This is a genomic window from Streptomyces apocyni (assembly GCF_009739465.1).
Classification (GTDB): domain Bacteria; phylum Actinomycetota; class Actinomycetes; order Streptomycetales; family Streptomycetaceae; genus Streptomyces; species Streptomyces apocyni.
Window position 1 is genome coordinate 328954 of sequence record NZ_WHOM01000040.1, and the last position, 13654, is coordinate 342607.

13 protein-coding genes are annotated in these 13654 nt (G+C 68.9%); 7 read left to right on the forward strand and 6 right to left on the reverse strand.

The genetic code is table 11. The features are described from left to right. Nucleotides 1–287: 287 nt before the first annotated feature. Nucleotides 288–794 (forward strand): peptidoglycan-binding domain-containing protein, encoded by a 507-nt coding sequence (locus GCN81_RS08845; protein ID WP_156723387.1) that lies wholly within the window; start codon nt 288–290, stop codon nt 792–794. Nucleotides 795–900: 106 nt separating this feature from the next. Here GCN81_RS08845 and GCN81_RS08850 read toward each other — a convergent pair whose 3' ends face one another. After that, nucleotides 901–1911, reverse strand: a complete 1011-nt coding sequence (locus tag GCN81_RS08850; RefSeq protein ID WP_156723389.1) for a helix-turn-helix transcriptional regulator — start codon at nt 1909–1911, stop codon at nt 901–903. A 151-nt stretch (nt 1912–2062) separates the two neighbouring features. Between GCN81_RS08850 and GCN81_RS08855 the strand changes: the two genes are divergently transcribed. Further along, nucleotides 2063–2458, forward strand: coding sequence for a RidA family protein (locus GCN81_RS08855; RefSeq protein WP_156723456.1), 396 nt, complete (start codon nt 2063–2065; stop codon nt 2456–2458). 119 nt (nt 2459–2577) lie between these two features. Here GCN81_RS08855 and GCN81_RS08860 read toward each other — a convergent pair whose 3' ends face one another. Continuing rightward, complete coding sequence (locus GCN81_RS08860; RefSeq protein ID WP_156723391.1) at nt 2578–3750, reverse strand: DUF3048 domain-containing protein; 1173 nt, start codon at nt 3748–3750, stop codon at nt 2578–2580. 202 nt (nt 3751–3952) lie between these two features. Between GCN81_RS08860 and GCN81_RS08865 the strand changes: the two genes are divergently transcribed. Beyond that, nucleotides 3953–4525, forward strand: a complete 573-nt coding sequence (locus GCN81_RS08865; RefSeq protein WP_197287534.1) for a cupin domain-containing protein — start codon at nt 3953–3955, stop codon at nt 4523–4525. A gap of 80 nt (nt 4526–4605) precedes the next feature. Next, the gene (locus GCN81_RS08870; protein WP_156723395.1) at nt 4606–5301 is read left to right on the forward strand and encodes an ester cyclase; all 696 of its coding nucleotides are present in this window, start codon (nt 4606–4608) and stop codon (nt 5299–5301) included. A 2-nt stretch (nt 5302–5303) separates the two neighbouring features. Here GCN81_RS08870 and GCN81_RS08875 read toward each other — a convergent pair whose 3' ends face one another. After that, on the reverse strand, nt 5304–6143 hold the full coding sequence (locus GCN81_RS08875; protein WP_156723397.1) for an LppU/SCO3897 family protein: 840 nt from the start codon (nt 6141–6143) through the stop codon (nt 5304–5306). 99 nt (nt 6144–6242) lie between these two features. Continuing rightward, on the reverse strand, nt 6243–7010 hold the full coding sequence (locus GCN81_RS08880) for an NAD(P)-dependent oxidoreductase (protein ID WP_156723399.1): 768 nt from the start codon (nt 7008–7010) through the stop codon (nt 6243–6245). Between the two features lie 138 nt (nt 7011–7148). Between GCN81_RS08880 and GCN81_RS08885 the strand changes: the two genes are divergently transcribed. The 3 genes from GCN81_RS08885 (at nt 7149) to GCN81_RS08895 (ending at nt 9257) form a co-directional block, all read left to right on the forward strand. Beyond that, the gene (locus GCN81_RS08885) at nt 7149–7829 is read left to right on the forward strand and encodes a TetR/AcrR family transcriptional regulator (protein ID WP_407697952.1); all 681 of its coding nucleotides are present in this window, start codon (nt 7149–7151) and stop codon (nt 7827–7829) included. A gap of 190 nt (nt 7830–8019) precedes the next feature. After that, the gene (locus GCN81_RS08890; RefSeq protein WP_156723401.1) at nt 8020–8619 is read left to right on the forward strand and encodes a hypothetical protein; all 600 of its coding nucleotides are present in this window, start codon (nt 8020–8022) and stop codon (nt 8617–8619) included. Between the two features lie 209 nt (nt 8620–8828). Next, nucleotides 8829–9257: an excalibur calcium-binding domain-containing protein gene (locus GCN81_RS08895; RefSeq protein ID WP_156723403.1), complete on the forward strand. Its 429-nt coding sequence runs from the start codon at nt 8829–8831 to the stop codon at nt 9255–9257. A 1304-nt stretch (nt 9258–10561) separates the two neighbouring features. On the opposite strand, the gene GCN81_RS08900 is transcribed toward GCN81_RS08895, so the two are convergent. Beyond that, the gene (locus GCN81_RS08900) at nt 10562–11029 is read right to left on the reverse strand and encodes a hypothetical protein (protein WP_156723405.1); all 468 of its coding nucleotides are present in this window, start codon (nt 11027–11029) and stop codon (nt 10562–10564) included. A gap of 1126 nt (nt 11030–12155) precedes the next feature. Then, nucleotides 12156–12698: a GNAT family N-acetyltransferase gene (locus GCN81_RS08905; RefSeq protein ID WP_156723407.1), complete on the reverse strand. Its 543-nt coding sequence runs from the start codon at nt 12696–12698 to the stop codon at nt 12156–12158. Between the last annotated feature and the right edge of the window lie 956 nt (nt 12699–13654).

Genomic DNA, 13654 nt, shown 5'->3' on the forward strand with positions numbered 1-13654 from the left:
GTCCGCGTGGTCCCCGTTGGTGCTGCCGCCGAGGCGCACCGAGGCGCACCGAGGTGAACTTCGGGTGACTGGGCCGAGGAGCACATCACCGAGGTACTCGCGGCACGCGAGACCTCCGACACCCGTCACTGAGGACCGCCGAGGCGTCACGAGGCCGTCACGGCGGTCACTGTTGCGTTGTGCGTGACTGCTGCCCCTTGCCAGTGAACCGGCCCTGCTGGCACCTTCGTTGATGCGTTCATGCAAGGTTCAACCAGCTTGGCCACATCTCACACCTCGGGGGACTCATGAACAACACACTCAAGCGCGCCGGACTCGCCACCGCGAGCGCTGCCATGCTCGGAGCCGTGCTGGCCGGGTGCGGCGGCGATGCGGACACGGCGGCCGACAAGGCCGAGGACAAGGCCAAGACCAAGACGTCCGAGCAGCCGGCTGGGGAGGCGAGCGAGCCGACGTCCGATGAGCTGGACGAGCTCCGGGTGCTGGCGAACGGCGCCAGCCCCGGTTCCTGCAAGCCTCGCCTCTTCACCGTCAGCAAGAAGCCGTTCGTGACGTTCGGCTACACCAAGACCATGACGGCCACCGTCACCTACGGGTCGACGGGTTCGGCGGCCCGGGAAGCCCAGTGCCTGCTGTCCGCCCGCAGGTGCCCCGTCGGGAAGGTCGACGGCATCTTCGGCAAGAGGTCGATGGGCGCGACCACGATGTACCAGCACAGTGCCAGGCTGAAGGCCGACGGCATCATCGGCCCGCAGACGTGGCGCAGCCTCCGCGGCAGGGACCTGACCTGCTGACGGCGGCCAACGGTCATCCTGGCGCTGGGCCGGTGCTGGGCCGGTGCTGGGCCGGTGCTGGAGGTATCCCGGGGCGGGGGTCCGTCCGCACCAGGCGACGACTCTCTCAGGACGGCACTCCGTAGCGGGCGGCGATCGCGGCGGCTCGGTCGCGCAGGGCGGCGCGCAACCACTGCGGGGCCAGGGCCTCCGCGTCCGTGGCGAGCTGCCACAGCACCCCTTCGGCGTGACGTGCATCCTGGAAGGTCACCTGCATCCGCAGCCAGCCGTCCGCGTCGACGTTCCCGGCTTCTTCGCCTTCTTCGGGTTCTTCGGGTTCTTCGACGAGGACGGCCAGTGCAGTGCCCGCCAGTTCCTGCCGCCGCACCGGGTTCACCCGTACGACCACGGCGACTTGGTCGCCGCCGTTCCGAAATCGCGTGCTGCGTTCCTGCCAGGCCCGGTCCAGGTCGACCTGGTCCGGTCGCTGTGCGGGTTCGTCGAGTTCCTTTGCGGCCAGCACCCGGGACAGACGGTAGGTGCGGTCCGCGCCGGACCTCGTAGCCAGCAAGTAGCCCTGGTCTCGTACGGTGACCAGGCCGATCGGGTCTACCGTGCGCCACTTCGGGGTCTGGTCCACGGCCGCGTAGTGGATGCGCAGCTTGCGTCCGGTGAACACCGCGCGCCGAACCTCGGCCACGATCGCGTCGGGTACCTCCTCAGCGACCACGCGGCGCGAGAGGAGGTCGATCTCCGGGTCGATGAGGAGTCGCTGGGCCGCACCCGCCGCCGTGTGCCGATTGCCTTCGGGCAGCGCGTCCACCACCTTGAGCATGGCCGAAGCGAGCGCCGAGCCAAGGCCGAACACCTGCGCGCCGCGCCGCGATCCGGCGACCAGCAGCGCGAGCGCCTCATCGTGGCTCAGCCCGGTCAGCTCGGTCTGGAAACCGGGCAACAACGCGAAACCGCCGTGCCGTCCGCGTTCGGTGTAGACCGGGACCCCGGCCGCGGACAGCGCCTCGATGTCGCGCAGCACGGTGCGGGTGGAAACCTCCAACTCGCGGGCCAGCGTGGCCGCGGACAGCCGCCCGCGCTGGCGCAGCAACAGCACCAGGGAGACCAACCGGTCGGCACGCACACAAAAACCCTAGCGGAATACGTGACAGAGGGTGTCGTGCTTTGTTGGCAGGCTCTCCCTACGACGTCAAGATCGACGGCTAGCGAGCCGATGGACGTGCGTACGTGCGTACGTGCGTGCTGTCGATGAATCGAATGGAGCTGATGTGGCTGTGGAGCGAACGACGGTCAACCCGTGGTCGTGGTCGGAGGAGTTTGGCTTCAACCAGGGTGAGGTCGTCTCCGGGCAGACCCGGACCCTGTACTGCGCCGGGCAGACCGCGACCAGCGGCGACGGCAAACCCCAGCATGACGGCGACATGGCGGCGCAGTTGGCGCTGAGCCTGGACAACCTGGAGGCCGTGCTCGGCGAGGCCGGTATGTCGCTGGCGAACCTCGTCCGGCTCAACGTCTACACCACCGACGTCGATCTGCTCTTCCAGCACTACGGCGTGCTGGGGGCGCGGTTGGGCGCCGCCGGGGTGAGGCCCGCCAGCACGGTGCTCGGGGTGTCACGGCTGGCGGTCCCCAGCCTGATGGTCGAGCTGGAGGGGACCGCCGTCGCGTGACGCGGCCTCGCCGCCGCCGCTAGAGGGGCTGGGCCGTGACTTCCGTTGCCGCCCAGCCCCTTCGTGTGTGCGCGGGGTCATTCGTGTGTGCGTGGGGCGCATTCGTGTGCGCGCGGGGGTCAGCGGTCCGCGTACACCACCCACACCTGGCCGGGCGCGAACGGCATCCGCTCGCCGTTGTTCCGCTGCGTGAACGTCGTGCCGGACTCCGCCGTCGGCCGCTGCCACTTTGTCTCGTACGCCTTGCCGTCGCGCAGCACCGTCGCGTCGCCGCTGCCTACGGTGTTGATGTACGGCGTCGCTTCGCCGTTGACGTCCTTGTACTTGGACAGCGGCATGTCCACGTGCTGGATCACGATGGTGGGGGCGCTCAGCTGCTTGCCGCCCGTGTCCCGGGCCGGGGCCCCGTCGAACGACACCTGCCAGCGCTCGGTGGACGGCGCCCACCGGAACGTATGGCTGGCCGAGCGGTAGCGCACCGTGCGCTCGGCGGCCGGGGTGCCGCCCTCCGGCGCCTCGTCGTCGAAGCAGAAGCCGATGTCGGCGGCGCGGCTGGCGTTCGGCGCGGACTTCAGGACCGCGTCGGGGCGGACGTAGAGGTTGTGCGGAGCGGGGCGACTGGTGTCGCGGAAGTAGGCGCCTCGGGTCTCGCCGTTCGGGCGGGCCTCGATCGGGGCCTTGCTGAGGAACTCCTTCAAGGCGCTACGGACCCCGGAGTAGGCGAGCGCGGGCCGCCCGAACTGGCGGAGCAGCTCCACGTCGGACTCCCGGACGCTGCGCACTGGGCCGACGGACGCGGGGCGCTCGGCCTCGGCCCCGGTCGCGTACACGCCCATGAGGCGGCTCAGGCCGTACTCGACCTTCTCGACGTAGACGATGTCGGCCTTGTCGAGGCCGGTGTGGGGTCGGGCCTTGGACGCGTTGTCGAACTTGACGGCTAGGACCTGGCCTGGGGTGCCGGGCAGGCCCGTGAAGGGGGACGTCTTTGTCGTTGCCTTGTCTGGTGTGCTGGGCTCTTCTGTCGTTTTCGGCTGGGGCGTCTTCGGTGTGGTCGGTGTGCTTGGTGTGCTCGGGCCTGGTGACCTTGGCTCCGAGGCCTCCGGCGCCTCTGACGCCTCCGGGCCGGGTGTCCCCGGTGGCTGGCCGCCGCCGCAACCCGCCGCCGCGCCGAGGGCGAGCGCGCACGCTGCGGCGAGGGCGGGGGCGAGGGCCCGGTGGCGGGGCCGCTTCTCGGTTCTGCTCGCTGTCGCTGTCGCTTTGGGTTTGCGTTTGGGTTTGGCTGTCGCTGTCATCGCAGCACGTCCGCGTGAAGAGAGGGGTGCCGACCAAGATCGGCGGGATGGCTGGCTAGCGCATCCCTACCTCGCACGTGCGCTGGCCGTACCCCCACGGCGCCATCCCACCTAAATGGTCCCTCTATGTCACCCTTTCTGGGGCTTGTGGGGTTGGCTTTCTTGCGGGTGTGGTCCCGGCGGGTTGGGCCACAATGCGGCCATGACTGATCAACCCCAGACCCGTAGCCGTACTCAGGTCCAGGCCCAGGCCCAGGCCCAGACTCAGGCCCAGAAGCCCGTCCGTCCACTGCTGCGGCGCCCCGGGGACGGCGAATTCATCGACGTCGCCGGAGTCGAGCACTTCTTCCGGCTCACCGGCGAGCACACGGGCGGCCACTTCGCCTTCGAGGAGTTCACCCTCGCGCCCGGCACCATAGGCGCCAGACCGCATGTGCACGACGGACACGATGAGTACTTCTACGTCCTTGAGGGCGAGTTGACGCTGCACACCGGAGACGGCGAGATCACAGCTGGTCCCGGTCACCTGCTGGCCGCCACGCGCGGCACCCCACACGGCTTCCGCAACGCGGGCCAGGCCCCCGCACGCGCGCTCTGCCTCTACACACCCGCTGGCTACGAGGACTACTTCCGTGACGTCCACGCCGCCGTGAGCGCGGGCGCCGAGGCGACCGACGAGCTCCTGGCCGAGTTCCGCAGCCGCTACCGCACCAGCTCCTACGAGCCGACTGCCGCCTCGGAGGCACCTCGGCCGGTCCGCGCTGATCCGCGCTGATCCGCGCCGCGACACGGCGTAGGGACGGGCATAGCCTGAAGGAGTGCGGGGACGCTCCAGCACTATGGGAGATGAGCGTCATGACATTCGTGCAGGTCATCGACTGCAAGACAAGCCGCCTCGACGAGCTGAACCGTGTGCTCGACAGCTGGGCGGAGGCCACCAAGGGCAAGCGCACCGCCACCCACGCGATCATGGGCCAGGACCGTAGCGACATGTCGCATGTGGTGGAGATCGTGGAGTTCCCCTCGTACGAGGAGGCGATGCGGAACTCGAACCTTCCGGAGACCGACCGGTACTTCCAAGAGATGGTGGCGCTGTGTGACGAGATGCCGTCCTTCACGGATCTGGATGTCGTACGGGACGAGCAGCTCAACAAGGAAATGGTGCAGCGGTTCTTCGACGAGGTCCTGAACGGCGGCAACGTGGACGCCGCGGACGCGCTGTGTACGGCGGACTACCGCGAGCACGACCCGTCCCTGTCGTCGTACGACCTCAGTCTCGAACAGGTCAAGCCGGAGCGAGAGGAGGCGCTGCGGGCCTTCGCGCCCCAGGCCACAGTCGAGAGCATGATCGCCGAGGGCGACCTCGTGTGCGTGCGGCTTTCCTTGAAGGGCAAGCACACCGGCGACTTCCAGGGCATCGCGGCCACCAACCGGGACGTCACAGGACCCGCCCAGGCGACCTTCCGCTGCGAGGGCGGACTGATTGCCGAGAGCTGGTGGAACCTGGACACCATGGGCCTGATGCGGCAACTGGGCGCGCTGGAAGGCTAGCGCTAGCGCGCGTAGGAGCCGAGGCCGACTAGGCAGTACACGTACTCGTTGATGGTCGCTCCGTTGAGGGTGTAGCGGTGCGAGAACGCGTACTGCGTGTTGGGGACGGCCCGGCAGCGGCTCAGGTCCGAGGTCAGAGGGAAGGTCTTGATCACCCGGTAGTGCGCGTCGGACGCCGAGCAGGGGACTTCGTCGACGCCGCTGACGCTCTGCGCTGTCGTCGAGTCCGGCAGCCTTCCGTTGAGGCAGGTGCCCTGGTCGTAGGGGCTGGGCGCCTCGCTGGAGGTGTCGGCGCTGGAGGTGTCGGGGGCGGGGGCGTCCGGGGCGGGGGCGTCTGGGACGGGGGCTTCCGCGCTGCTCTCGGGGGAGGAGAGGCCGGGGTCGGTGGGTTCCGTCGTCTCCGTTGGGTCGGCGGGCTCGGTGGTGGAGGGTGCCGAGCTGCCGGTAACGGAGGGTGCCGAGCTGCCGGTGGTGGAGCTGTCCGAGCTGGTCAGCTGCACGAGGCCGTAGATCAGGCCGCCGAAAACTCCCAGCACCAGCAGGCATCCGCCGACACCAGCTAAGCGTGACCCCTTCTTCTGCGTCCGCTGCGTCTGTTGTGTCCGCTGCGTCCCCTGGGGCGAGGCCGCGGCCGCGTTCTGGCGCGGCGGGGCCGGGACCTCGGGGATCTGTATGCGCAGGAGCACCTCGGTGCCGCCGACGTGAGCGCGGATGAGTTGCCCGTGCCGGACGGGCGGGATACGGACCTTCGTGGTGTCGCCGCTCCCTAGCGAGACGTTGCGGACGGTGCCGGAGGCAGCCTCTTGCGGGGTGAGGGGGAGGGGGACTTCTCGCAACGACACCGGACGCTCCAGGAGAAAAGGAGGGAGGAGGGAGGAAGAACAGGCGGGGGCCCCGTCCTGCCCACCTGGAGCTTGCCTCGTACGCCCGTGCGGACGCAGTCATTCCGTGGTGTGAGTGTGCGACTCGGCGTGGCCGTGGCTGTGGCTGTGGCCGTGCGTATGGCCGTGGCCGTGGCCGTGGGCGAGGGCGCTGGGAGTGCGGCAGCCGACGATCGCTGGGGCCTCCTGGACGAGCGAGTCGTCGGTGAGCGCCTCCACCATGAACAGCGCGAAGTCCACACGCCGAGTCAGATCGCTGGCTAGCACCGGGTCGCCCACACGTCGGCTCCACACGGGCAGGCCCTGACTCGCCCCCTCCTCCAGACTGCTGCCCCGCACCACGGTCCACCGGGTGTCGCTAGCGAACACCCTGCGGCACGCCTCCACTTGGTCGTCGATCTCAACGGCGCGGACCAGCTTGCCCAGCCGCGCGGCGAGCCAGACGCCCGCCCGGAACATCCGCGAGTACGTATCCCCGCCGTCACGCGTGATGTGCCAGCCGCAGGAGAAGACCAGCCGTGCGCCCGGCCGCGCATGGTCGAGTACCGCCTGCGCCGTGCCCGACGCGTACTGCCGCACACCCCAGGGCACCAACACCGTCAGCACCCCGTCGCATCCGTCGACCGCGCGCCGGATCACGTCCGGGTCGTTCGTGGGTCCGGGGACGATGGTCATCCGGTCTTCGTACGCGGCCAGCTTCGGCACGCTGCGCTCCCGGCACACGCCGACGACCTCGTACCCGCGTTCGAGCGCGTGCCGGACCATGTACTGCCCGAGCTTCCCCGAAGCCCCGATGATGCAGACCTTCTTCGCGCGATCCGTGCTCATTTGCGCAGCCCCTTCGCCGGAATGCTGACACTGACACTGACACTTACCTACCTGACCTTACTTTGTAAGGCCAGGTAGGTAAGAAGCTAACCTTATGCTGTAAGGCGGTCAAGGGGAGCGAACCGGAGGGAGCCCCAGATGAGCCAGATGAGCCAGGCAGGCAAGGCCCGCGCACCGCTGAGTCGCGAGCGCGTGATTCGTACGGCGGTGGCGGTGGCGGACGAGAAGGGATCGGCCGCGCTGACCATGCGGGCCATCGCCGAACCGCTGGGCGTCGAAGCGATGTCGCTGTACCACCACGTCGCGGGCCGGGAGGACATCCTCGACGGCATGGTGGACGCGGTGTTCGCCGAGATCGACCTGCCGCCGCGCGACACGGACTGGAGGAGCGCCATGCGCCACCGCGCGGACTCCGCCCGTGCCGCAATCCGCCGCCACCCGTGGGCCGTCGCCCTGATGGACTCCCGCACCCGACCCGGCCCGGCGACCTTGCGCCACCACGACGCCGTCATCGGCGCGTTGCGTGGCGCAGGGTTCTCCGTCCCGATGGCCGCGCACGCCGTCTCGCTGATCGACAGCTACCTGTACGGCTTCGTACTCCAGGAGCTGAGCCTGCCGTTCAAGGGCGGTGCGGAACTGGAAGAGGTCGCGACCGCCATCCTGAACGACATGCCCGCCGACGCCTACCCGCACCTCACCGAACTCGCCACCGAGCACGCCCTCAAGCCCGGCTACGACTACGCCGACGAGTTCCCCTACGGCCTGACCCTGATCCTCGAAGCGCTACACCCAGACGAACCACGCACGCCACCCGCGTAAAGCGAAGTCTTCCACCCTCCTCTCCTCTCTCCCCCTTCCTCCTTCGGTCGCACGGCCCACCAGCCCTACGGAGGAGCGAGTTCAGCCCACGGTGTGATCCGCTGGTACCCGGCGGCTGCGATCTTCGTAGGGACAAGGCACCAAGGCGCCCACCGCCCACAGTTGCCGCGATCAACGCCGAGGACGTCCCATGCACCCGCCGCCCCTGCACACGGAACAGCCGACCAAGCCCAGCGCCCCGGCCGCCGCCCGCCTGCGCGCCGCGTGGCGGTCGGCCCACGAACCCGTTGCCGGAGTGTCCCGGCGTACGCAACTCATCGCCTATGCCGTGCCGTTGGCCGTACTGCCGTCCAGCATCTGGCGCCTTCCCATCGTGTTCGACGGCGAGGCCGGGATCGGGATCGGCGAGAAGGTGTACGTCGTCCTCCTGTCGGTCCTGTCCGAGGTCCTCGCCTTCACCGCGGTCGGCCTGATCGCACGCTGGGGCGAGGTGTTCCCGCGCTGGGTGCCGATCCTGCGCGGCCGTCATATCCCGACGAGGGCGGTGGTCATCCCGTCGGCGATCGGAGCCGCACTTCTCACCTTCCTGTGGACCGTCTTGACCTCCATCACTCAGGTCATGGGTACAACGATCACAGGCGACCAACTCCCAGACAACTTCCCCACTGAGACAGGTGGTTGGCAGGCCACCTGGTTCCACATCTGCTACACCCCACTACTCCTGTGGGGCCCTCTACTCGCCGCCCTGACCATCACCTACGCGAAGCGCCGCCGTGGCGAAGCTGCTTGACGAGGTGGGGCGGGGTTGGGGTGGGGTGTGATAGTGGTGAGCTCGTGTATTCAACTGTCGCCAATTCCCCCCGGAGCCCAGCCTGCCAGTGACCGTCTGTGATCACCAGCGGAGTATCGGCCCCCAGGTCCCTCCTGCCGAATGGCGGTCTTAGCCATCCCGCCGCACGCTGGGAACGGCGTACTGCCCGCAAACGCCGGGAGGCCACCATGCCGGACTGGCCACCGCAGCAGCCGCGGCTCGAACCAGAGCCACGGCGTCACACACCGCGCCCCCTCAAGATTTCGCTGGCCATCCTGGGTGGCCTCGCGATCCTGTTCATCGGTGTAGGCATCGGACTCGCGGGGCAGGACGAGGAACCCGATGGGGGCGAGCCGGTGCCTACAGCCACCGCCACGGCAACAGTGACTCGCACAACTGCGCCCACAGCAACCGCGACGGTGACACGGACCGCGCCGGCAGTGCCAGCGGCCACCGTGACCGAGACAGTGACGCAGACCGCCCCGGAGAGTGAGGCCACCTTCTTCTACGAGAACTGCGATGAAGCCCGTGCGGCTGGTGCAGCACCCGTGCGGAGGGGCGACCCGGGTTACGGACCACACTTGGATGCGGATAATGACGGCGTCGGCTGCGAGTGATGACATACCAGAAGGGCGGAGGCCCCAGGGGCGTGACTAGACCCCTGGAACTTACTGGATCGGTACAGCGGTTGGCGCCAACCGCTGTACCGATGGTCCCCAAGGCCGGTGTCAGGCTGTCGCGGTATGCCGCGCATTCACCGCGACACCGGTCGTGACGACCTGCGGGAACGCGTCTCCCTCGCAAGATCAGATGTCCGCGTTTACTGCGGTTGCCTGTTCCGGCCGTATTCCGGCTGATCTCTATTTGGCACGGCGATGCCGCTGCGCGAGCCATCCGATCCCGCCGACTAGGGCGAGACCGGCGGGTGTCAGCTTGACCGGCATGAACGCAATGAAAGCCAAGACTGGGACGACCAGGACGAGGACGAGGAGGCATACCCGGAAAGTGCGGCTCCAGGTGGACAGAACCCAGCGCAGTAGGCGCGTGACCGCTGTTACGGATGCAGGCTGCGGAACAGCGGTGCGCGTCGGGCAGCCCAGCTTGTTTTCGGGCACAGGAGACCAGCCCCTTTCATGAGGCTCGATCTCGGGGTGCCAATGTCCGAGGCGTTGGCTTACAGCCCAGGCGTTTCCATTTTCCGGAGATAGTACCGCCCATCGACCACCCAGAGCTTCTTGTCCTTCTCACCCTGCCTGATCCGGTCCACCCGGTCTCTGACCTCAGCGACGAGGCGTCCTGTGCTGTCGATGCAGGTGCGGCCGCAGCGGCCGCACCTGGCCGCGAAAGCCCGGGGCGGGCAGTCGAGCCATTGACCCGTCCGGAATCTCCGCAGGCTCCCGGACCACTCGGTCCCTTTCGAGTTGGGGCCGCCGTAGATCGCCACCAGCAACGATCCGTGAGCCGTCGCGAAGACCTCGCCGACTGGAGGTCGCGCCCGTGTAGTCGGGCACTCTCCGCACAGGAGCTTCATGAGCATCATGGGCTTCGACTTGTCGGTGGGTTCCAGGTGCCAGATCCGTGTGGCTTCCTCGGTCGGGTTCGGCCGACAGCCTGGGGGCGCTGCAGGTCTGCGCTCCTGTAGGAACTCCCACTGGAGGCGCGCTTGCTCACGACGAAAACGCTTAATCAGCTGATCACGGTTTTGTCGGTCCGCTGGGCTGAGGGCGGGCGATGCGTGCAGTGCACGTCTCACGATGCTCTCTCCTGAGGTGAGGGTCCTCTGGCCAGGGTAGCGGTGGGTCGTCACGACCGATGTCGCGGTAAATGCACGGTCTACCGCGACAGCCTGACACTGGCTCACCACTCCCTGGCCTGCGGGCCCTTGCCCAACGGCACGTTTCCGCCGTACTCCGGCTGGCCCCTACAGGAGTTCGGATATGTCGATGCGGGACACGCCTCCGACCAGCTTGGCCTTCATCCATGGTCCGCTCTTGCGGATGTCGAGCCTGCACGTCGGGCAGCGGAAGATGTAGGTCGCCGATGTGTCCGACACTCTGCGCCACAGTTTCGTACGAGGGCCTCCGAGACCCACGCCGAGGTGATGGTCATTAATGATCTTCATCCGGCCGACCCGTCGGCTCTTGTGGGGCTCACCCCGGTGCTGCCCGGTGCAGACGAACACGGTGATCACACTGCCTACCTTCACTCGATCCGATTGCGCGGGCGCTACCGTGGCGGTCCGTCCGGTAGTCCAGGCCAGGTACTCCTGGCGGGCGTACGGGCGGCGGCCGCCGACAGTGTGCCACTCGTCCGCGAACGGCGGGTGCTTGCCCGCGCTGGTGCTGTGGGCGTCGTCGAACTCGCGCAACAGCCAGGCGCCCAGCTTCACCCCGCCCGGCGTCGACCGCCTCGGCGACGACCCTGCTTGCGCTCCCGGTGGCGAAGGACTTCACGCCACAGATTCAGTCTGTGCTCGGACTCCTCCGGGACGAGATTCTGAACCAGCAAGACGGCAGCGGGGACGAGGACTGTAAGGACCAGGCAGATCGCCACCGCCCACCAGGGAGTACCTGCCATGGCCAATGCGAACGGGCCGGTCGCTGCGGCACCGCGTGGCCAACCCGACAGTGCGGGCATGCCATTTTGTGCACGCTTGTGCCGGGACGCCGGATCTGTGACGGTAGACAGGGCAGTTCTCCTGACAACTGGAGACTTCCGCACCCGTGTGAGGATGCGCTGCCCGTCGTGTATGAAGCCGACGACGGCCGACTAGTAGCTAGCCTACAGGTCGCCAGTTCTGAACCCCGGGTTGGTTGGGGTTGGCGGGGCGGGGCTGCGTTGTGGTGGGCCAGTACCGGAGGGTTGCCGGTGGCCGCCCGGTTCGTCGGATGGTGGCGGGTCCGGGCCGGGTGTAAAGGGCGCTCCCTTTGGTCGCGTCGGCTGCGCCGATTTCGCTGTCGCTCCACCCTTGACACCCGTCCCGGACCCGCGAGGGCGAGGTACACCGGGCGGCCCAGAAAGCAGGGCAGCGGGACGGGTAGGGGGCGGTGAGCGTTTGAGTGCCGGGTGCGGACCGGTCGTTGGGGCGCACGAGTGGGGCGGGTTGGTCCGACGCCGGCTCAGCGGCTGCGGGCGGTGGGGGGCAAGGGTGCGCGCGAAAGGGGCGCGGGGTGGTGCGACACCGGCTCAGCGTCTGCGGTGGGTGGGGGCAGTGCGGTAGCGGGGCGGTCGCTGCGCGCTGCGGTGGGGTGCGGCCTGCCCCTGTCGGCACCTGTGGCTCCCCAACCAGAGGGGGTGGCGTCCCGCCGGAGAGGAGACTTTGAGACGGTTGGCTGTCCCTGTTACCTGACTTCGGGTGTCTCAAGTCGCACCTTTGCGCCTCGACCTGACCCCACCAGCCCCAGACGTGCGCGCCCGCACCCGGCGGTGGTCGCCAGGCCGGTCGCCACTCCCACGCGGCGCTCGGTCGTAGATGTGTCGGCTCCTCGGCTGCCCCCTCGAGTGTCGGCGGCAGCCTAGGCCTTCGAGTCCGGCTTCCAGTCCTGGGCGAGGAGCCCGAGTAGTACCTCGTCCTGGAACTCGCCCAGCACCCAGGCCGAGGAGCGCAGCACGCCCTCGCGGACGAAGCCGTTGCGCTCGGCGGAGCGCAGCATCGCGGCGTTGTCCGACAGCGTCTCGATCTGCAGCCGCTGTAGGCCGCGCACGATGAAACCGTAGTAGCACAGCACCGCGACCACGTCGGTGCCGTAGCCCTTGCCGCGGGCGGACGGCAGCAGTCCAAGCCCGATGTGCGCGGCCCGGTGGTGGTTGTCGATGCCCCACAGAGTCGCGGTGCCGACCAGCGTCCCGCCGTCCAACTCCACCACCGAGAACGGGACGCTCCCCTGGTTCGTGTCGTCCACCACGAGCCGTGGATCCTTCGAGCCGGGCGTGATCGGCCGCCATGGCCCGCCTTCGGCCCGCGAGCCGTTGACGACGTCGTCGTAGAGCTCGGTCCGCAGGATCGGAATGTCGTCCTCGTGCCGGGCCCTGAGCCCGACCTTGCTGCCCTTTAGCATGCAAGCTTCCTATCTGGCCGGGCTCGCCGACGGCAAGCCAATAAGGGGTCGCCACAGTTGGCGTAGCGGCGGTACCAGGTGAGGGCGCTGGCGATGCACCCAGCGGTGACACTTCAGGCGACCGGCTGTATCCACGCCCCGGCCACGACGCGGGCCACGACCTGCCAGGTGGTGTTGCCCCGGTGAAGCGGCTGCGGTTGGTTGCGGGGCGCAAGTGGTGGGGTGTGGCCTGTCGGTGTCGGTGTCTGCGGCCCCGACTGGAGGTCGGCAGGGGGTGGTGGTCTGCTACCGGCCATCGCCCACGCCCAGCGTGACGCTGAGCGAGGCCCGGGGGCAGGGGTCAGGGACGGTGAGTCGAGCTGGGGGCTGCTCGGCGGCCCCATCCCACCCCTGTCGGAGGTAAAAGGAGACTTTGGGACACCAGGCCGCCCCTTTTGCCCGGCTTTTGGTGTCCCAAAGTCGCACTTCCCTCCCCGACCTGATCCCACCAGCCCCAGACGTACCCTCCCGCCCCACCGGCCGGTGGCCGCCAGGCCGGGCGCCACTCCCACGCGCCGCTCGCGCGCCCGGTCACCCCACCAGCCCGCAGCCGCCAAGCCGGCACCACACTCCGACCCGGCCTTGGCGCGCTCGGATCACCCCACGGCCCGCAGCCGCCGAGCCGGGGCGAGCACGCGCCCATCCCTTCGTGCACACCCTGGCCCCCACGGCCTGCGGTCGCTGAGCCGGTGTCGAACCACCCCACCCCTTCGTGCGCACCGGTCACCCCCACCCGCCGCAGTCGCTGAGCCGGTGTTGCACCACCCCACCTCTTCGTGCGCGCCGGTCACCCCCACCGCCCGCAGTCGCTGAGCCGGTGTTGCACCACCCCGCCCCTCGTGCGCGCCGGTCACCCCCACCCGCCGCAGTCGCTGAGCCGGTGTCGGACCACCCCGCCCCTCGTGCGCGCCGGTCAC